Below are 18,744 nucleotides of genomic sequence, written 5' to 3' on the forward strand. Positions count from 1 at the left end.
GCGACCTGCGCGATGCCGGTCGCGCCGAGCGGATGGCCCTTGGAGATGAGGCCTCCGGAGGGGTTCACGACCCAGCGGCCGCCGTACGTCGTCGCGCCGCTCTCGACGAGCTTGCCGGACTCACCCGCCGCGCACATGCCGAGCGCCTCGTACGTGAGGAGTTCGTTGATGGAGAAGCAGTCGTGCAGCTCGACGACGTCCACGTCCTCGATGCCGAGCCCCGACCGCTCGTACACCTGGCGCGCCGCCTCCCGGGACATCGGCTGCCCGACGGCGTCGATGCACGACCCGGAGGCGAAGGACTCGCCGGTGTCCGTGGTCATGGCCTGGGCGGCGATCTCCACGGCGCGGTCCCCGAGGCCGTGCCGCTCCACGAACCGTTCGGAGACGACGACCGCCGCCGCCGAGCCGTCCGAGGTCGGCGAGCACTGGAGCTTGGTGAGCGGGCGGTGGATGGTCTTGGCGGCGAGGATCTCGTCGACGGTGTACGCGTCCTGGAACTGGGCGTAGGGGTTGTTCGTGGAGTGCCGGTGGTTCTTGGCGCCCACCGCCGCGAGCTGTGCCTCGGTCGTGCCGTGCTTCTCCATGTGCTCACGGGCCGCGTTGCCGAAGATCTGCGCGGTGGGCGGGGTCATCTCGAAGCCGTGGCGCGCGGCCATGATCCCGTAGTGCCGGGCGACCGGCGACGTCTTGAAGTCGCCGCCGTCGCTGCCGCCGCCCAGCGCGCCCCGCGCCATCTTCTCGAAGCCGAGCGCGAGCACGCAGTCGCTGACGCCGCCCTCGACGAACTGCCGCGCCATCATCAGCGCGGTCGAGGCGGTCGCGCAGTTGTTGTTGACGTTGTAGACGGGGACGCCGGTCAGGCCGAGTTCGTAGACGGCGCGCTGCCCGGCCGTCGAGGCCTGGAAGCAGTAGCCGACGGGGACCTGTTCGACGTCCTCGTAGGAGATCCCGGCGTCGTCGAGCGCCTTGGTGCCCGCCTCCTTCGCCATGTCCCAGTACTGCCAGTCACGCGTCTCGGGCTTCTCGAACCTGGTCATCCCGACGCCGACCACGTACGCCTTCATGGGGTTCCCTTCAGTCACGGGGCAGGCCGAGGATCCGCTCGGCGACGACGTTGAGCTGGACCTGGGTGGTGCCGCCCGCGATGGTCAGGCAGCGGGACATCAGGAAGCCGTGCAGCGCGCGCTCCGCCGCGCCCTCGCGGACCGCGCCCGCCGGGCCGAGGAGTTCCAGGGCCAGCTCGGCGACCTTCTGCTGGTGCGGGGTCTGGACGAGTTTGCGTACGGAGGCTCCGGCGCCCGGCTCCGCGCCCGCGACCTGCCGGATCGTGGTGCGCAGCCCGATGCAGGCCAGGGCGTGGGCCTCGGCGGCGAGCGCCCCGACGCGGGCGCGGCAGGCGCCGTCGAGGTCGTCGGCGCGCGCGATGAGCGCCTCCAGGCCGGTGTCGAAGGCCACCTGGTCGGCCATGTGGACGCGTTCGTTGCCGAGGGTGTCGCGGGCCACCCGCCAGCCGTCGTCGACCTGTCCGACGACCGCGTCCTCGGGCAGGAACACGTCGTCGAAGTACACCTCGTTGAAGAGGGAGTCGCCGGTGATCTCCTTGAGGGGGCGGATGTCGAGGCCGCCCGCCTCGGCGGCGGCCTTCATGTCGACGACGAAGTACGTCAGGCCCTTGTGCTTGGGCACCTCGGGGTTCGTCCGGGCGAGCAGGATCCCGTGGTCCGCCCACTGGGCCGCGCTCGTCCACACCTTCTGGCCGTTGACGCGCCAGCCTCCCTCGACGCGCTCGGCCCGGGTGCGCAGCGAGGCGAGGTCGGATCCGGCGCCCGGTTCGCTGAAGAGCTGGCACCACAGGAGGTCGCCGCGCAGGGTGGGCGCGAGGTAGCGCTCCCGCTGCCCGGGGGTGCCGTACGTGAGGAGGGAGGGGACCACCCAGGTGGCGATGCCCAGCTCCGCGAGCCTGACCCCGGCGGCCTTCGACTCCTCCTGGACGACGAGCTGTTGGACCGGTCCCGCGCCCAGGCCGTGGGGCGGGGGCAGGTGCGGGGCCGCGTATCCGGTGGGCGCGAGGGCCTTGCGGGCGGCGGCCGGGTCGAGTCCGCGGACCGCCTCGACGGCCGCGCGGGCCGGCTCGCGGTACGCCGCGGCCTCCTCGGGGAGCTCCAGGCGCAGCTCGCGCCGCGCGCCGGACTCCGCGAGGCGCACGGCGCGCAGCCGGTGCGTGTCGCCCGCGCCGAGCAGCTGGCGCGCCACGACGGCCCTGCGCAGATACAGGTGGGCGTCGTGCTCCCAGGTGAAGCCGATGCCGCCGAGGATCTGCACGCAGTCCTTGGCGCAGGAGTACGCGGCGTCCAGGGCGGTGCCCGCGGCGAGCGCGGCGGCCAGCCCCCGCACGTCGGCGGGCTCGTCCGCGGCGCGGGCCGCGTCCCAGGCCAGGGCCCGGGCCTGTTCGAGGCGGACGAGCATGTCGGCGCAGAGGTGCTTGACGCCCTGGAACTGTCCGATGGGCCGCCCGAACTGCTCGCGCACCTTGGCGTGTTCGGCCGCGGTGTGCAGGGCCCACGCCGCGGTGCCGCACGCGTCGGCGGCCAGGACGACGGCGGCCAGGTCGCGGACGGCCGCGGTGTCCACGGCGAGCACCCGGCCGGACGGGACGTGCGCGGCCCGCGCGGTGATCTCGGCGGTGGGCCGGGTCGGGTCGGCACTTTCGTGCGGGCGGACGGTCAGCGCGGCCGCGTCGACGGCGAGCCAGACGGGTCCCGCCGCGGAGGTGGCGGCCAGGATCAGCAGGTCCGCCTCGCCGCCGGACAGGACGGGCGGGGCGGTGCCGTCGAGGACGTGTCCGTCGGGGACGGCGACGGCGGTGAGCGCGCCCGCGTCGAGGGCGACGGCGCCGATACGGGTGCCGTCCGCGAGGTCGGCGGCGAGCGCGTGGGCGCCCGCGTGGCGCAGCACCAGGGAGGCGAGGGAGCTCGCCAGGAGCGGTCCGGGGAGCGCGGAGCGTGCCGCCTCCTCCAGGACGACCGCCAGGTCGACGAGGTCGCCGCCCCCGCCGCCGCACTCCTCGGGCAGGTGCGCGCCGAGCAGCCCCTGGTCCGCGAGGCCGTCCCAGTGGGCGGGCCTGCCGCCGCCTGGCGGCGGGGCGTCGAGCAGTTTGCGTATCTCCTCGGGGGGCACGGCGCGCGCGATCCAGCCGCGCACGGCCGAGGCCAACTCCCGCTGTTCCCGCGTGATTCCGATCCCCATGCGCATCCTCGCCGGTAGCAGCTGCCGGGACGGCGACAGAGTAGAACACGTTCCAATCTGACGGAAGGTCAGATGCGCGCCGTCTTGGCGCGCGCCTCTCGCGCCGCTCGGCGCGCACCTCCCGCGTCGCCTTGGCACGCGCCTCGCGCACCGCCTCGGCGCGCTTCCGGGCCGCCCCACCCGCACCCCTTGGACCGGCCCGCCGCGCGCCCCCGCGGACGGCCCGTGCTCCGGCGCCCGCACCCGGCGCCCCGGTCGATGAATCGGTTAACAGCGGGTCAAGAGTTCCCCTCGTACGACGTCCGTCGGAATAGTCGCCCGGGGAAACAGGTTCGAGCTACACGTACTCCCTGCCGACCACCCGCGCTCCTGCCGAGCCGACCTTCGCCCCGGAGGCCCCACGCAATGTCGATGACGACGACCCCTTCACGCGGAACCCGCGGAGTCGTCCCCGTACTCGCCTTCTCCGGCATCGTCGTCGCGGTGATGCAGACCCTGCTCGTGCCGGTCATCAAGGACCTGCCGACGCTGCTGGACACCGCGCCGTCCGACGCCACCTGGGTCATGACGTCCACCCTGCTCGCGGGCGCCGTCTCCACGCCGATCATGGGCCGCCTCGGCGACCTCTACGGCAAGCGGAAGATGCTGCTCACCAGCCTCGCCGTGATGGTCGTCGGCTCGCTGGTCTGCGGTTTCACCGACGACCTCGTCGTGATGATCGTGGGCCGCGCGCTCCAGGGCTTCGCCATGGGCGCCATCCCGCTCGGCATCGGCCTGATGCGCGACGAGCTGCCCCGCGAGAAGCTCGGCTCGGCGATGGCCCTGATGAGCTCCTCCATAGGCGTCGGCGGCGGCCTCGCCCTGCCGCTCGCCGCGCTGACCGCGCAGCACGCCGACTGGCACGCGCTGTTCTTCGGCGCCGCGGGCCTCGGCGTCCTGTCCATGCTCCTGACCCTCGCCTTCGTGCCGGAGAGCCCGGTCCGCGCCGAGGGCACCTTCGACGTGATCGGCGCCCTCGGCCTCTCCGCCGGCCTCGTCCTCTTCCTCCTCCCCATCACCAAGGGCAGCGACTGGGGCTGGGGCTCGGGCACCACGCTCGGCCTGTTCGCCGCCGCGGCCGTCGTCCTCGTCCTGTGGGGCGTCCTGGAACTGCGCATGAAGGCGCCGCTGGTCGACCTGCGCACCACGGCCCGCCGCTCGGTGCTCTTCACCAACCTCGCCTCGATCATGGTCGGCGTCGCCTTCTACGCCGTCTCGCTCGTCCTGCCGCAGCTGCTCCAGCTGCCCACCGCCACCGGCTACGGCCTCGGCCAGTCGATGGTCGTCGCCGGCCTGTGCGTGATGCCGCTCGGCCTGACGATGATGTTCACCGCCCCCGTCTACGCCCGCCTCTCGGCGAAGTACGGCCCGAAGGTGACCCTCATCCTCGGCATGCTGATCATCGCCGTCGGCTACGGCGCGGGCCTCGGCCTGATGAGCGCCGCCTGGCAGACCGTGATCATCGCGGTGGTCCTCGGCGCGGGCATCGGCCTCGCCTACTCCTCGCTGCCCGCGCTCATCATCGGCTCGGTCGACCCGTCCGAGACGGGCGCGGCCAACGGCCTCAACACCCTGATGCGCTCGATCGGCACCTCGGTGTCGAGCGCCGTCATCGGCATGGTCCTCGCCAACACCGCGGACCACGTCGGCGGCGTCGCCGTACCGACCATGCACGGCTTCCGTGTCTCGTTCCTCATCGCCACCGGCGCCGTCGCCGTCGGCCTGCTCTTCGCCCTGCTGCTGCCCTCCGCACGCCGCTCCGTCCACACGCAGCTGCGCGCCAGCAGCGAGGAGGACGCCAACCTGGAGCGCGCCGTCACGGCGCTCGCCGGCTTCCACGGCCAGGTGCGGGACGCGGACGGGACGCCCGTCGCCCGCGCCAAGGTGACGCTGATCGACCGGAGCGGGCGCCAGGCGGGCGCGGCCCTCACCGACGAGGGCGGGCGCTATGAACTGGCGGTGCCCGGCGACGGCTCCTACGTCCTCGCGGTGCGCGCCACCGGCCACGGCCCGCTGGCCTCGGCGGCGGCCCACCCCGGCGAGAACCGCCCCGTCGAGGTGGACCTCGCCCTGCCGCGCGACAGCGACGTCCCGGCCTGAGCGGCATCCCGTCCCCGCACCCCCGTCACGCCCGTGGCGGGGGTGCGGTGCATCATGGGGCGCCCGTACCTACGTACGCCCCCTATATACGTACGACACGTACGCACGACCTGGAGGAAGCCCATGGCCGCCGAGCCCAAGCCGGAGATTCTCGCCGCCTTCGAGGCCGCCAAGGGCTTCATGCCGCGCGGCGAGGGGCTCGCCCTGTACGCGGCGGCGGCCGAGGCGGGCACGCTCGGGCTGCCGCTCCTGGAGGTCGGCACGTACTGCGGGCGCTCCACGGTCCTGCTCGCCGACGCGGCCCGGCAGGCCGGGGTGAGCGCGATCACGGTCGACCACCACCGCGGCAGCGAGGAGCAGCAGCCGGGCTGGGAGTACCACGACCCCGAGACCGTGGACACCGAGGTCGGGCGGATGGACACGCTGCCGACCTTCCGGCGCACCCTGCACAAGGCGGGCCTGGAGGACCACGTGATCGCGGTCGTGGGCCGCTCGCCGCAGGTGGCGAAGGTGTGGGGCGGCCCGCTCGGCCTCGTCTTCATCGACGGCGGCCACACCGACGAGCACGCCACGGCCGACTACGAGGGCTGGGCGCCGCACGTCGCCGGGGGCGGGCTGCTCGTCATCCACGACGTGTTCCCCGACCCGGTCGACATCATGACCGGGCAGGCGCCGTACCGCGTGTACCTCAGGGCCCTGGAGTCCGGCGCGTTCACGGAGGTCTCGGCGGTGGACTCGCTGCGCGTGCTGCGGCGGACGGGAAGCGGGATCTGACCCCGCCCGGCGCGGGATCCGCCCTCAACCACAGCGGGGATCCGACCTCGCGGATAGGCTCGCCCTCGTGTCGTACGTAGGTCCGGAATTCGATCCCTCCCAGCCGCCCCGGCGCCGCTTCGGCCGTCCGCTGACGGTCACCGTGGCCGCGCTGGTGCCGACGTGTCTGGCCGGCTGGCTCGTGTACCAGGCGACGAGCGGCCCCGGCGGGAGCGGGCCCGCGCGATCGCTGCCCGCCTCCCCGAGCGCGCCCGCCGACCCGGGCACGCCGTCCGGCTCCGCCTCCCCCACGGCAAGCGACAAGCCGGACAAGGGGCAGGAAAAAGACAAGGACGGCGAGGACGGCGACGGCAACGATTCGACTACGAAGCCGCCCGCGGGCGAGCCCGCCCCCAACGGCCCGCTCAAGGGCAAGGTCGTCGTGATCGACCCCGGCCACAACACGGGCAACTTCCGGCACACGGCGGAGATCAACCGCCTGGTGGACATCGGGACGAACCGCAAGGAGTGCGACACCACGGGTACGTCCACCAACAACGGCTACACCGAGGCCACGTTCACCCTGGACGTCGCCCACCGGCTGCGCACGCTCCTCCAGAAGCAGGGCGCCACGGTGAAGTTGACCCAGGACGGCGACCGCCCCTGGGGCCCGTGCGTCGACGAGCGCGCCGCCATCGGCAACAAGGCGCACGCCGACGCGGTGGTCTCCGTGCACGCCGACGGCTCGGGCGCGGGCAACCGCGGCTTCCACGTGATCATGCCCGCGAAGGTGACGTCCGGCGCCGCCGACACCTCCGCGATCGTCGCCCCCTCCAAGGAGCTGGGCGAGCGGATCGCGGGCGAGTTCGTGCGCGCCACCGGCAGCGCCCCCTCCAACTACATCGGGGGTGGCACCGGCCTCGACACCCGCAAGGACCTCGGCGGACTCAATCTCTCCACCGTCCCGAAGGTGTTCATCGAGTGCGGCAACATGCGGGACGCCAAGGACGAGGCGCTCCTGACGAGCGGCGCGTGGCGGCAGAAGGCGGCCCAGGGCATTTCGTCGGGAATCGTCGGCTTCCTGCGGGGGTAGATCGTGAACGTCCTCGTTCCAAGGCGTGGACGTCTTTATCCCGAGCAGACACCCCGACCGTCCGGAGGATATTGTCCTCCCTACGATGAGGGGCCACCCCCGCGCTTCGCGCACCGCGACACGCACGCGACTACGGCGACAGCGACGCCTCCACTGACGAGACGACTGACGAAGGACCTGAAGTGAATTTCCGCTCCCTCACTCGAGGCGACGGCGTGGTGATCGGAGCAGCGGTGTTGCTCTTCATCGCCTCGTTCCTCGACACCCTTGACGCCGACGGCGGCGACAGCTCCAAGCTGCCCAACGCCTGGGAAAACGGCAACCTGCTGCTCAGCGTGTACCTGCTCGGCATCATCGGTGCGGCGCTCGTCGTCGTGGCCCGCGCGCTGCCCCAGCCGCGCAAGGTCATCGGCCTGGACCTCGGTCAGCTCGGTGTGGCCTTCACCATCGCCTCCGCCTGGAGCTCGCTCGGCGCGATCTTCGACGTCGACCAGTCCTACGGCTTCCTCTTCGAGGCCTTCGGCGGCCGTAGCGAGTCTCCCGATGCCGGTGTCGGCCTCATCCTCGGCCTGATCGGCGCGCTGGTGCTGGCCGCCGCCGCGGTGGCCACGAACATCGTCCCCGCACTGAAGGCCCCCCTCATGGGCGCCCCGCGTCCGGTCGCCCCGCAGCCCTACGGCGGCCAGCCCCAGGGCGGCTACGGCTACCCGGGCGCCCAGCCGCAGCAGGGCCAGCCGTACGGCGGCCAGCCGGGGCAGCCGCAGGGCGGCCAGTCCTTCGGCGGTCAGCCGCAGGGCGGCCAGACCCCGCCGCCCGCGCAGGCGCAGCCGGCCGGTGACTTCTCGCCGTTCTGGTTCGCCGTGCCGGTACCGCGTCCGCTGTACGCGGAGGACGGCTCGCCCACGCCGATCGCCGAACTGGCGCCCGGCACCTGGTACCTGGCCGTCGAGCAGCGCGGCCCCGGCCTGGTGGCCCAGACGCAGGACGGCCGTCGCGGCGTGCTGCAGGACACCACGGGGATCCAGCGCGGCTGATCGCCCCAGCAGTAACCTCACGGCCCCTCGCCCTTCCGGGCGGGGGGCCGTTGTCGTACAGTCGCCTCCCGGCAGTGAACTGACGGATCGTCAGAAATGGGACTGGGAGGGCGTATGCGGCTCGGGCTCGCACTCGGATACTGGGGGCGCGGCCCCGACCCCGGCCATGTCGCCCTCGCCCAGGAGGCCGAGCGGCTCGGCTACGACTCCGTGTGGACCGCCGAGGCCTGGGGCTCGGACGCCTTCACGCCGCTGACCTGGATCGCATCGCAGACCTCACGGATCAGGCTGGGCACGGCCGTCGTGCAGATGGCGGCCCGCTCCCCCGTCACCACCGCCATGCACGCGCTCACCCTCGACCACCTCTCCGGCGGGCGGATGATGCTGGGGCTCGGGCTGTCCGGGCCGCAGGTGGTGGAGGGGTGGTACGGGCGGCCGTTCCCCCGGTCCCCGCTGACCGCGACCCGTGAGTACGTCGACGTGATCCGGCAGGTGCTGCGGCGCGAGGGCCCGGTGGAGCTGGCGGGCCGCTTCCACGCCCACCCCTACGGCGGCGAGGACGGCACCGGCCTCGGCAAGGCGCTCAAGCCGATCACCCACCCGCTCCGCGCCGACCTGCCGATCCTGCTCGGCGCGGAGGGCCCCAAGAACATCGCGCAGACCACGCGGATCGCCGACGGCTGGCTGCCGCTGTACTGGTCGCCGACCCGCACGGACGTGTACGAGGCGTCGCTCGCCGACCTCCGGGAGAACTTCCTGATCGCCCCCATGGCGCGCGCGAAGGTCTGCGACGACGTGCGCGAGGGGCTGCTGCCGGTCAAGGCCATGCTCGGCTTCTACATCGGCGGCATGGGGCACTCCGCCCGCAACTTCCACGCCGACCTGATGGCACGCATGGGGTACGAGGCGGAGGCGCGGCGCATCCAGGAGCTGTTCCTCGCGGGGCGCAGGGAGGAGGCCGTCCTCGCCGTGCCCGACGCCTTCGCCGACGAGATCTCCCTGATCGGGCCGCGCGAACGCATCGCGGAGCGCCTGGAGCTGTGGCGCAAGGGCCCGGTGACGGACCTGCTCGTGCTGGCCCCCGACCCGCACACCCTGCGGGTCCTCGCGGAGCTCAACTCCTAGGCGCCGCCTAGCCCTTGGTGAGCTCGCCCGCCGAGGGCACCTTGTCCTTGACCTCCGCGCCCGCGCTCTTGCCCGCGTCCTTGACGTCGTTGATGATGCCGTCGAAGGAGTTCACGATCGAGTCCGTGCCGTCGCCCTTGCGGAGCTTGGACGGCAGGTCCTTGAGGGCGTCGATGCCGGCGCTCAGCGGTGCCACGGCCTTGGCGAGCGTCGGGTCGCCCTCCGCGTTCTTCAGCGCCGCCTTCAGCCTGTTGTACGTGAAGGCGCCCGCGAGGCCCGCCTTGACCAGGGCGAACTTCCGGCCGTCCGCGCCGCTCTTGAACGTGCCCGCGCGGAACGGTTTCACGATCCACTGGTACGTCGCCCCCGCGGCGAGCCCCGCGTTGGCCACGAAGCGGGTCTTGGCGAACTTCTGCTTCTCGGCGGAGCTGGTGCCCGTCGGCGTCGCCGCGCTGTCCTTGTCGTCGTCGTTGCAGGCGGTCGCGCCCACGAGGAGCGTGCAGCACAGGGTGAGGGAGACTCCGGCGCGGCGGACGGATACGGGGCTGAGCACGGCAGCTGCCTCCTGGGGTGAGCGGTCCTCACGGCAGCCTCACCCCGCCCGCCGGGCACCGCCACTCGGACGAGGCCGTCCGGGTTTCAACCGGCGCAGGCGCGGTACCCGTACTCCATGTCTCCCAGAACCCGGCACACCCGAGGCACCAACGAGGCAGCGAAGATCATCGTGATCGTCGCGGACGTCCTGGCCTTCATCATCGGGCTATGGATCCTGATGTACCTGCTGGACGCCAACCGCGCCAACGACCTCGTGCGGTTCGTGCACGGCGCGGCCCGCTGGCTGGCCGGCTGGTCCCATGACCTGTTCACCTTCGACGACGCCTGGGCGCGGGTCGTCGCGGGCTACGGCCTGGCGGCGGTCGTGTACCTGCTGGTCGGGCACACACTCGCGGGGCGTCTGCGCCGCCACTGAGCCGGTCCCGGCTACTGGGCCGCCCCGCAGCACTCCGGGTCCAGGCCCGCGGGCAGGCCCTCGCCCGAGAACACCGAGCAGGTCGCCTCGTCGCCGCCGAGCGCCGCCACCGCGAGGAGCAGCGAGCCCGCCGTCCAGGTGGTGAGCTCCTCCGGCCAGACGGCCTCGTCGTCGAAGACGTACCCCGTCCAGTACAGGCCCGACGCGGGATCGCGCAGATGCTGGATGGACTGGAGGATCTCCAGCGCGCGGTCGGACTCGCCCGACGCCCACAGGGCCAGGGCGAGTTCGGCGCTCTCGCCGCCCGTGACCCACGGGTTGGGCACCACGCAGCGCACCCCGAGGCCGGGCACGACGAAGCGGTCCCAGCCCTCCTCGATGCGGGACTTGGCGTCGGCTCCGGTGAGCGCGCCGCCCAGGACCGGGTAGTACCAGTCCATCGAGTAGCGGCCCTTGTCGAGGAAGCGCTCGGGGTGGCGGCGGATCGCGTGCCCGAGGGCGCCGGCCGCCAACTCCCAGTCGGGCTGCGGCTCCTCGCGCTGCTCGGCGATGGCGAGCGCGCAGCGCAGCGCCTGGTGGATGGAGGAGGAGCCGGTCAGCAGCGCGTCCGTGACGGCCGTGCCGTCCGCCTCCCGCTTCCAGCCGATCTGGCCGCCCGGCAGCTGGAGGGCGAGGACGAACTCGACGGCGGCCACGACGACCGGCCACATGCGGTCGAGGAAGGCCTCGTCGCCGGTGGCGAGGTAGTGGTGCCAGGCGCCCACGGCGACGTAGGCGCAGAAGTTGGACTCCTTGCCGCGGTCCGTGACGTCGTGGGCGTCGCCGTCGGCGTACGCCGCGTACCAGGAGCCGTCCGGGTTCTGGTGCCGCGCGAGCCAGTCGTAGGCGCGCCCGGCGGCCGTGTGCTCGCCCGCCGCGTCCAGGGCCATGGCGGCCTCGGTGTGGTCCCACGGGTCCAGGTGGTGGCCGCGGAACCACGGGATGGCGCCGTCCTCGCGCTGGACGGCGAGGATGCCCCGTACCGTCGCGGCGGCCTGATCGGCCGTCAGGACGCCGGGCAGGACGAGGTGTTCGGTCCGCTCCGGGCTCGTCACTTGGCGGCCACCGCGGCGTCGGCGCCGGTCTCGGCCCCGGTCTTCGGCAGGTGCGGCTTCGTCGCGTACGCCACGAAGCTCTTGCCGACGACGGGGTTGAGCAACTGCTCGGCGACCCGGGTGGCCAGCGGCTTCTTCATGATGTCCCAGACGAGCAGCTTGTGGTACGCCCGCACCGGCAGCGCCTTGTCGTTGTCGACGCCGAACGCGCACTTGAGCCACCAGTACGGCGAGTGCAGCGCGTGCGCGTGGTGCGTGCCGTACGGCTTGAGGCCCGACTCCCGCATCTTGGCGAGGAGTTCGTCCGCCTTGTAGATGCGGATATGGCCGCCCTCGACCTCGTGGTAGGCGTCGCTCAGCGCCCAGCAGACCTTCTCGGGGCCGTAGCGCGGGACGGTCACCGCGATGCGGCCGCCCGGCTTGAGCACGCGGACCATCTCGGCGAGCACACCCTTGTCGTCCGGTATGTGCTCCATGACCTCGGAGATGATCACGACGTCGAACGAGGCGTCGGGGAAGGGCAGGTTGAGCGCGTCGCCCTCCATGGCGGTGGCCGTCGCGCCCGCCGGGGCCTCGCCCGCCTCCTTCATCGCGGCGAACCACTTGGCGACCTCGCGGATCTCCTCGCCGTTCTGGTCGAGGGCCACCACCTGCGCGCCGCGCCGGTAGCACTCGAAGGCGTGCCGGCCCGCGCCGCAGCCCAGGTCCAGGACGCGGTCGCCTGCGGCGAGCGGGAAGCGGGTGAAGTCGACGGTCAGCACGTGGCCCTGCTTTCGTGGTGAGGTCCTGCAACTTCGGGGGCGGCCTCGGCCGCGGGGAGCGCGTGGCCGCGCGCGACGGCGCGGGCGGCGCCGCGTCCGGCGGAGCCGTCGATCGCCGCGCGGTACAGCTCCGCGGTGCCCTGGGCGGCGCGCGCCCAGGTGAACTTGGCCAGCACCCGGGCCCGCCCGGCCGCGCCGAGCCGGGCCCGCAGTCCGGCGTCGCCGAGCAGCCGCTCCAGGCCGTGGGCCAGCGCTCCCGCGTCGCCCGGCGGCACCGCGAGACAGGTCTCGCCGTCCGGTCCGGCGACCTCCGGTATCGCGCCGCCGGTGGTCGCGAGCAGCGGCGTGCCGGTGGCCATCGCCTCCGCGGCGGGCAGCGAGAACCCCTCGTACAGGGAGGGGACGCAGGCGACCTGCGCCGAGCGGACGAGGTCGACGAGCTCGGCGTCGGTGATGCCCTTGACGAACTCGACGGCGCCTTCGAGACCGTACCGCTCGATGGCCTGCGCGACGGGGCCGTCCTCGGCGCGCTTGCCGACGACGACGAGGTGGGCGCCGGGGTGCCCGGCGCGCACCTTGGCGAGCGCCTCGACGAGGTGGATCAGGCCCTTGAGCGGTACGTCGGCGCTGGACGTCGTGACGATCCGGCCCGGCACCTCGGCGACGGACGGATCGGGCGAGAAGAGGTCGGTGTCGGCGCCGATGTGGACGACGTCGATGCGGTCCTCGCGCACGCCCAGGTGGTCGACGATCTCCTGGCGGGACGTGCCGGAGACGGTGAGGACCGAGGGGAGGCGGCGCGCGACGCGCTTCTGCATGCGCGTGAACGCGTACCAGCGGCGGACGGAGGCGCGGCGCTTCCAGTCGGGCGCGGCGTCCAGCTCCAGCTGCCGGTCGACGGTGATGGGGTGGTGGATCGTGGTGACCAGGGGCGCGCCGAGGTCGCCCAACAGGCCGTAACCGAGGGTCTGGTTGTCGTGCACGACGTCGAAGTCGCCGCGCCGGGCGCGCAGATGGCGCCGGGCCCGCAGGCTGAACGTGGCGGGCTCGGGGAAGCCGCCGGTCCACATCGTCGCCACTTCGAGGGCGTCGACCCAGTCGCGGTACTCGTCGCGCTTCGGCGTGCGGAAGGGGTCCGGCGAGCGGTAGAGGTCCAGGCTCGGCAGCTCGGTGAGCTTGAGGCCCTCCAGGCCCTCGCCCTCGTCGAGCACCGGGTAGGGCTGCGCGCCGATCACCTCGACGCTGTGGCCGAGCCGGGCCAGCTCGCGCGAGAGATGGCGTACGTAGACGCCCTGTCCCCCGCAGAACGGGTTCCCTTTGTACGTGAGGAGAGCGATGCGCAACGGGCGGTCGCCGTCGGTGGCGGAGCCCTTGCGGGGGCCTGCTTCCATGGCCTCAGCGGTCACTCTCGGCCCCCTTCTCCCTGCGGTTGTCCGCGAGGTTACGCCGGGACGGTAATCTAGAACAAGTTTCAGACTTGATCGCTGAATGATCGCTGAACGAGCTTTGAATCTACCGGCAGGTAGGCGAGCTGTAAGGCCCGGATCAGGTGATTCGCGCCACGGCGGGCTCCCTGCCATGCTGTGCGATCTCGGGAGGCGTTTCGGAGGGGCATCGAATGACAGCGGAAGCCAAGGCGGCGAGCCCGGCGGCGCCGCCCCTCACCGAGCGGCAGGAGGCGCGCCGCCGCCGCATCCTGCACGCCAGCGCGCAGCTCGCGAGCAGGGGCGGGTTCGACGCGGTGCAGATGCGGGAGGTCGCCGAGGCCGCCGGCGTCGCCCTCGGCACGCTCTACCGCTACTTCCCCTCCAAGGTCCATCTGCTGGTCGCCACCATGCAGGACCAGCTGCAGCACATGCACACGACGATCAGGAAGCGCCCGCCGGGCGGCGAGACGCCCGCCGAGCGGGTCGCCGAGACGCTGATGCGCGCCTTCCGGGCGTTGCAGCGCGAGCCGCACCTGGCGGACGCGATGGTGCGGGCGCTGACGTTCGCGGACCGCTCGGTGAGCCCCGAGGTCGACACGGTCTCACGGCTGACGACGGCGATCATCCTGGACGCGATGGGTCTGGACCAGCCACCGACGGCGCAGCAGCTGTCCGCGGTGCGGGTGATCGAACACACCTGGCACTCGGCTCTGATCACCTGGCTTTCCGGGCGGGCGTCGATCGCGCAGGTGAAGATCGACATCGAGACGGTGTGCCGGCTCATCGACCTGACGGCGCCTGCGGCGCGCGCATAGGCGCTCCATCGCAGGTCGTAGCGCTGTCTGTGACATAGGGGGCGCACAGTCGTACGGCAAATGCGCCCCCGGCCTCCCCCTTGGCCAGTTCTCTGCGTCACGAAGGGGGTACTCACCGCTATGAATGGTCTTCGTGCTTGAACGGAGCAACCGGTCAGCGGGGAGCTGGAGGGGCAGAGCGTGATCCGGGTCCTTCTCGTGCACGACGCCTGTCTACTGCGATTGGCTCTGGCGGAGCGACTAGCCCGTGAGCCGGATCTGGAGGTGTTCCATGCGCCGTGGTCGCACGCCCGCGGCCGACAACGCAGCGTACGGCCCGATCTGTGTGTGGCGGATCTCGACGACGAAACGACCTACGCGCGTACACCGCTGGCCGAGCTGACCGGGCCGTCGGCGCACGGCCGGGCCTGCCGGGTCCTGGTGCTCGCCACCGCGAACCGGCCGGGGCTGCTGCGGCGGGCCGCGGAGGCGGACGCGCTGGGGTACGTGAACAAGGCGAGTCCGCCGGAGCGGCTGCTCGCCGGGATCAGGCAGGTGGCCGCGGGCCAGCGGTACGTCGACGACTCGCTGGGCTTCGGCTTCCTCAAGGCGTCCCAGATGCCCCTCACCCGGCGGGAGTTGAGTGTGCTCTCACTCGCCGCGAGGGGCGCTTCGATCGCCGAGATCGCGCACAGCCTCCATCTGTCCAACGGTACGGTGCGCAACTACATGGCCGCGATCACCCGGAAGACCGGGGCGCGGAACAGGATCGACGCGATACGGATCTCACAGGGCGAGGGCTGGGTCTGAACCGCCGCCCGGCCGTTCCCGACCGGCGCCTTCGCCGCTCGCGCCGTTGAGATCCCGGTAGAGCGGCGAGCGCTCCATCAGCTCGTCGTGCCGACCGCACAGGGCGTGTGCCCCGTCCATCACGAGGACGCGGTCGGCACGGCGGGCGGAGCTGACGCGGTGGGCGATCACCACGAGCGTGCCGCCCGGGCGGGCCGCGAAGGCCCGCTCGGCGCGGGCCTCCGCCACCGGGTCGAGATGACAGGTCGCCTCGTCGAGGATCGCGAGGGGGGCGGTCGCGAGATAGGCACGCGTCAGCGCGATCAACTGCCGCTCCCCCGCGGACAGTTCACCGGGTACGACGGGGGCGTCGAGCCCGCCGAGCCGCTCCAGGAGCGGGCCGAGCCCCACGGCGTCGGCGGCGGCGAGCACCTCCTTGTCCGGTACGGCGTCCGTGCGCAGATGGCGCAGGTTGTCGCCGAGCGGGGCGCTGAAGACGTACGCCTCCTGGGGAATCAGCACACGCCGCGCCACGGCGCCCTCCTCCCGCACGCCCCGCCCGTCGACCCGCACCTCACCCGCGTCGGGCGCCAGCACCCCGGCGACGATCCCCGCCAGGGTCGACTTCCCGATTCCGCTGGGCCCCACGACGGCGAGGTGCTCCCCTCGCGCGACGGTGAGCCCGAGGTCCTTCAGGACGGGTTCGGCGTGGGGGCCGTAGGCGAAGGTGACGGAGGAGAGGTGGAGGGCGGGGGGTGTCCCGGTCCCGGCTCCGGATCGGGCGCCCGCGTCGGCTGCGGGGGCGGAGTCGGCCCGAACGGCCGGCGGGCCCTCCCAGACCACGCGGCGCAGGACGATCGCGAGGCGGGCGCCGCTCGTGCCGAGGCCGTGGACCAGGTTGTGGAGGGCGGGCAGCAGGGCCTGGCTGACGTAGGCGATCGCGCCGACCAGGGCGCCCGGGGTGACCCCCCGGTCCAGGAGCCAGGGGGCGGTGGCGAGCAGGAGGACCAGCGGGAGCTGGCCGCCCGTCGCGAGGGCCGCCGTGCGCATCAGGCCCCAGCGGGCCAGGGAGGCGGCCGCCGCGTACTCCGCGCGCACGCCCCGGCCGAGGTCGTCGGCCACCTCGTCCTCCGCGCCCGCCGCCGCGACGTCCCGCAACCCCGGGCAGACCAGGCCCAGTCGGGCCGCGAGTTCCTCGTCCGCGACCAGGAACCGCTCCTGCCGCCGGGCCAGCGGGCGCAGCGACGCCGCGAACAGCGCGATCCCCGCGAGCAGCGGCGGCGCGACCACCAGGAGGAGGAGCGGGTCCAGGGAGAACAGACCGGCCAGCGCGCCCACCGCGGTGAACACGAAGGAGCGGGAGACCATGATCAGGCCCGCGAAGGTGTCCCTGGCGATCTCCACCTGCTGGGTGAGCCGGGACACGGCGCCGCCGTCCGGCTCCCGCATGCCCCGTCCGACCACCTGCCGCACCAGGCTGTCCCGCAGCGGCTCGACCAGGTCGGCGACCGCGCGGTACACCCGCCCCGTCCCGTACGCCGCGACGACCACGCCGAGCGCCGCCGCGCCCAGCCACCCGAGGCCGGCCGCCCGGTCCCCCGCGAGGAACCCGTCGTCCAGGGCCCGCGCGAGAGCGTACCCGGTGAGGAAGGTCTGCCCGGTCTCCAGGACCGACCAGAGCGCGAGCCGCACCACCACCGGCCACCTGCGCCGCAGGAACCGGACGCCCCTGCGGTACGGGCCCCGGGGGCTCTCGGGGTGCGGCCCCCGCGGGCTCCGGGGGCCCGCACGGTGCGGCTCCCGCCGCGTCTGCGACCTCACGCGCCGAACACCTCCCGGTATTCCGGGCGTTGCCACAGCTCCGTGTGCGGGCCCACCGCCCTGATCCGGCCCTCGTGCAGCCAGGCCACGGCGTCCGCGCGGGCCGCCGTCGCCGCGCGGTGGGCGATGATCAGGCGGCTGCGGTGCGGGGTGTGGCGCAGCAGCGCGTCGGCGATGTGGTGCTCGGTCACCGTGTCCAGGCTCGACAGCGCGTCGTCCAGGATCAACAGCCGCCCGCCCCGCGCGAACGCACGGGCCAGGCCCAGGCGTTGGGCCTCGCCGCCGGAGAGCGGCGCCTGCGCGCACGGCGTGGCGTAGCCGTCGGGGAGGCGGGTGATGAACGGGTCGGCGCGGGCGGCGCGGGCCGCCTCACGGACCCGGGACGGCGCGGGCCGCGGCGCGCCGAAGCCGATCGTGTCCGCCAGGGTCGCGCCGAGCAGCGCGGGCCGCTCGAAGGCGTAGCCGACCTCGCGGCGCAGCTCCGCCCTCGCGAGTGAGCGCAGCGGCACCCCGTCCAGGCGGACCTCGCCCTCGTCGGGGTCGGCGAGCCGTCCCGCGAGGGCCGCGAGCAGCGACTTGCCGGCGCCGGAGCGGCCGACCACGGCGAGCGTGCCGCCCGCGGGCACCGTCAGGTCGACGCCGTCGAGGACGGCACGCCCGCCGCGGACCGCCCTGACCCCGCGTATCTCCAAGTGGCCTCCGGTGGCCGGGAGGTGTGCGTCGCCGTACGACGTCACGGGCTCCGCGAGGACCTCCTCCAGGCGCCGCGCCGCGGCCCTGGCCCGGACCAGGCCGCTCAACTGCCCCACGAGCATGCCGACTCCGGTGGCGAGGACCGCGTACCGCGACGCGGCGAGGAGGTCGCCGACCGTGATGCGGTGCCGCAGCAGGAGCAGGCCGGCCACCGCGGCGACCGCGATCTGCAGGAGCGGCGCGAGGGCGACGGCCTGCGCCTGGGAGCGGCCCTGGACCCGCCACATCCGGCGTCCCTGGCGGGCGAGTTCGGGCAGCGGCGCGAGGACGCGCGCCGCCTCCTTGTCCTCGGTGCGCGCGGCGGCGATGGTCCTGGCGCCGCCGATCGCCTCGCCGAGGCGGCCCGCGATGTCGCCCTGGACCCGCTGGTAGCGGGCCACGCAGTCGGAGGAGACGCGGACGAAGGTCCGCAGCAGGAGTACGAGGACGGGTGCCCCGACGAGGAACACCGCGGCGAGCCACACGTCGATCAGCGCGAGGGCGACCACGGCGCCGAGGGGCATGACCAGGGCGGCGAGCAGCGAGGCGGAGGTGGCGGGCGCGATGCCGGCGTGGGCGGCGTTGTCGACGAGCCGCGCCACCAGGTCGCCGTGGGCGAAGCGCGTGGTGGCGCGCGGTCCGACGCCGAGCACGTGGCGGGCGACACGGCCGCGCAGCCAGGCCGTGGCGCGGGCGTTGGTGGTGCCGGTGAGGACGCCGTCGACGGCGTCGAGGAGGGCGCTCGCGCCGATCAGCGCGGCGCACGCGGCGATCCAGCGGGTGGCGTCACCGCTGTCGCCGGTGGCGTGGCCGGTCAGTACGGCGTCCAGGGCGCGGCCGATCGCCAGCGGCAGGAGCAGGCCCGCGCCCGCGCTCGCCAGGGCGCACAGCGCCAGGGCCGCGCAGCGGGCGGCGCTGTGCCGGGTCGCGCCGCGCAGCAGGCGGGCGTCGGCGGTGGGTGGG

General features: G+C 73.6%; 16 protein-coding genes. 8 read left to right on the forward strand and 8 right to left on the reverse strand.

All coding sequences use genetic code 11. The features are described from left to right. Positions 1 to 1,067, reverse strand: a 1,067-nt coding sequence (locus AOK22_RS20665) for a thiolase C-terminal domain-containing protein (RefSeq protein ID WP_055700184.1), incomplete at its 3' end; no start/stop codon positions are given. A 10-nt stretch (positions 1,068 to 1,077) separates the two neighbouring features. Further along, a complete protein-coding gene (locus AOK22_RS20670) occupies positions 1,078 to 3,249 on the reverse strand; it encodes an acyl-CoA dehydrogenase family protein (RefSeq protein ID WP_055700185.1) in 2,172 nt (723 codons plus the stop codon). A 405-nt stretch (positions 3,250 to 3,654) separates the two neighbouring features. Here AOK22_RS20670 and AOK22_RS20675 point away from each other — a divergent pair, with 405 nt between their 5' ends. From AOK22_RS20675 to AOK22_RS20695, 5 genes are all read left to right on the forward strand, one after another. Further along, positions 3,655 to 5,388: an MFS transporter gene (locus tag AOK22_RS20675; protein WP_055700186.1), complete on the forward strand. Its 1,734-nt coding sequence runs from the start codon at positions 3,655 to 3,657 to the stop codon at positions 5,386 to 5,388. A gap of 123 nt (positions 5,389 to 5,511) precedes the next feature. Next, positions 5,512 to 6,162, forward strand: a complete 651-nt coding sequence (locus tag AOK22_RS20680; RefSeq protein WP_055700187.1) for a class I SAM-dependent methyltransferase — start codon at positions 5,512 to 5,514, stop codon at positions 6,160 to 6,162. 67 nt (positions 6,163 to 6,229) lie between these two features. Then, on the forward strand, positions 6,230 to 7,234 hold the full coding sequence (locus AOK22_RS20685; protein ID WP_055700188.1) for an N-acetylmuramoyl-L-alanine amidase: 1,005 nt from the start codon (positions 6,230 to 6,232) through the stop codon (positions 7,232 to 7,234). A 182-nt stretch (positions 7,235 to 7,416) separates the two neighbouring features. Then, positions 7,417 to 8,268: a hypothetical protein gene (locus AOK22_RS20690; RefSeq protein ID WP_055700189.1), complete on the forward strand. Its 852-nt coding sequence runs from the start codon at positions 7,417 to 7,419 to the stop codon at positions 8,266 to 8,268. Positions 8,269 to 8,382: 114 nt separating this feature from the next. Further along, positions 8,383 to 9,393, forward strand: a complete 1,011-nt coding sequence (locus AOK22_RS20695) for an LLM class F420-dependent oxidoreductase (RefSeq protein ID WP_055700190.1) — start codon at positions 8,383 to 8,385, stop codon at positions 9,391 to 9,393. 7 nt (positions 9,394 to 9,400) lie between these two features. Here AOK22_RS20695 and AOK22_RS20700 read toward each other — a convergent pair whose 3' ends face one another. Next, entirely contained in the window at positions 9,401 to 9,946 is a 546-nt protein-coding gene (locus AOK22_RS20700; RefSeq protein WP_055700191.1) for a hypothetical protein, read from the reverse strand. A gap of 117 nt (positions 9,947 to 10,063) precedes the next feature. Here AOK22_RS20700 and AOK22_RS20705 point away from each other — a divergent pair, with 117 nt between their 5' ends. Then, on the forward strand, positions 10,064 to 10,363 hold the full coding sequence (locus AOK22_RS20705) for a hypothetical protein (protein WP_055700192.1): 300 nt from the start codon (positions 10,064 to 10,066) through the stop codon (positions 10,361 to 10,363). An 11-nt stretch (positions 10,364 to 10,374) separates the two neighbouring features. On the opposite strand, the gene AOK22_RS20710 is transcribed toward AOK22_RS20705, so the two are convergent. The 3 genes from AOK22_RS20710 to AOK22_RS20720 are packed head-to-tail and all read right to left on the reverse strand — an operon-like array spanning position 10,375 to position 13,624. Continuing rightward, positions 10,375 to 11,457, reverse strand: coding sequence for a prenyltransferase (locus tag AOK22_RS20710; protein ID WP_055700193.1), 1,083 nt, complete (start codon positions 11,455 to 11,457; stop codon positions 10,375 to 10,377). Then, positions 11,454 to 12,218 (reverse strand): class I SAM-dependent methyltransferase, encoded by a 765-nt coding sequence (locus AOK22_RS20715; RefSeq protein WP_055700194.1) that lies wholly within the window; start codon positions 12,216 to 12,218, stop codon positions 11,454 to 11,456. Before AOK22_RS20715 ends, AOK22_RS20710 begins: the two co-directional genes overlap by 4 nt. Next, positions 12,212 to 13,624 (reverse strand): glycosyltransferase family 4 protein, encoded by a 1,413-nt coding sequence (locus tag AOK22_RS20720; RefSeq protein ID WP_055700195.1) that lies wholly within the window; start codon positions 13,622 to 13,624, stop codon positions 12,212 to 12,214. Before AOK22_RS20720 ends, AOK22_RS20715 begins: the two co-directional genes overlap by 7 nt. Positions 13,625 to 13,836: 212 nt before the next feature. On the opposite strand from AOK22_RS20720, the gene AOK22_RS20725 reads away from it, so the two are divergent. Then, positions 13,837 to 14,460, forward strand: a complete 624-nt coding sequence (locus AOK22_RS20725; RefSeq protein ID WP_055700196.1) for a TetR family transcriptional regulator — start codon at positions 13,837 to 13,839, stop codon at positions 14,458 to 14,460. 180 nt (positions 14,461 to 14,640) lie between these two features. Then, positions 14,641 to 15,249: a response regulator transcription factor gene (locus AOK22_RS41935; protein WP_055700197.1), complete on the forward strand. Its 609-nt coding sequence runs from the start codon at positions 14,641 to 14,643 to the stop codon at positions 15,247 to 15,249. On the opposite strand, the gene AOK22_RS43755 is transcribed toward AOK22_RS41935, so the two are convergent. Both AOK22_RS43755 and AOK22_RS20740 read right to left on the reverse strand, forming a co-directional pair. Continuing rightward, positions 15,226 to 17,049, reverse strand: coding sequence for an ATP-binding cassette domain-containing protein (locus AOK22_RS43755; protein WP_193433213.1), 1,824 nt, complete (start codon positions 17,047 to 17,049; stop codon positions 15,226 to 15,228). The two genes, AOK22_RS41935 and AOK22_RS43755, sit on opposite strands and share 24 nt — an antisense overlap. Beyond that, the coding region (locus AOK22_RS20740) for an ABC transporter ATP-binding protein (protein ID WP_055700199.1) at positions 17,046 to 18,744 on the reverse strand (1,699 nt) is incomplete at its 5' end. The genes AOK22_RS43755 and AOK22_RS20740, both read right to left, overlap by 4 nt.

Origin of the sequence: Streptomyces silaceus (assembly GCF_001419745.1) — a bacterium.
Classification (GTDB): Bacteria; Actinomycetota; Actinomycetes; order Streptomycetales; family Streptomycetaceae; genus Streptomyces; species Streptomyces silaceus.